The sequence below is a fragment of the Mesorhizobium sp. M5C.F.Ca.IN.020.32.2.1 genome, from assembly GCF_004023105.1.
Taxonomy (GTDB): Bacteria; Pseudomonadota; Alphaproteobacteria; order Rhizobiales; family Rhizobiaceae; genus Mesorhizobium; species Mesorhizobium wenxiniae.
This window is the reverse complement of record NZ_RZSX01001617.1, coordinates 1-523: the sequence shown is the minus strand read 5'-3', so window position 1 is coordinate 523 and position 523 is coordinate 1. Positions and strand designations below refer to the sequence as shown.

The 523-nt window shown below is 64.8% G+C and carries 1 pseudogene; it reads right to left on the bottom strand.

The features are described 5' to 3' along the window. A pseudogene (locus EOA86_RS37785) lies at positions 1-523 on the bottom strand (exopolyphosphatase); the annotation flags it as partial.

The window sequence follows — 523 nt, the reverse complement described above, 5'->3', positions numbered from 1 at the left end:
ACAGCCCCTTACCTTCTCGATCTCGCCCTTGGCGACCTGCTTGAGGAAGTTCGTAGCGCTGTCGATGCCGATCTCGTAATGGTGCATGACGCTCAGCGGATAGCTGGTCATTTCCATGTACAGCCGGGCGAGGTTTCGCCAGGTGCCGCCGACCGCATAGAACGGCCTGCCCTGCCCGCCTTTCAGCAGCTTTGCCCGTGCCAGTTCGTCGCGCGCTATCTTTGCCGCCTGGGCCAGTGAGTTCTTGGCCATGTCCTGCAGACGCAGGCCGCCCAGCGGCAGCGTGATGCCGTCGCCGATTGCCTCGCCATCGACGTCGACCAGTTCGAGGCTGCCGCCGCCGAGGTCGCCGGCGATGCCGTTGGCCGGGTGGAAGCCGGAAATGACGCCAAGCGCGGAATAGTGGGCTTCCTGGCGCCCGCTCAGCACCTGGACCTCGGTCTTGAGTACATCTTCGGCGCGGTGGATGAAATCGGGACCGTTGACCGCCTCGCGGGCGGCGGCGGTCGCGAGCACATACATT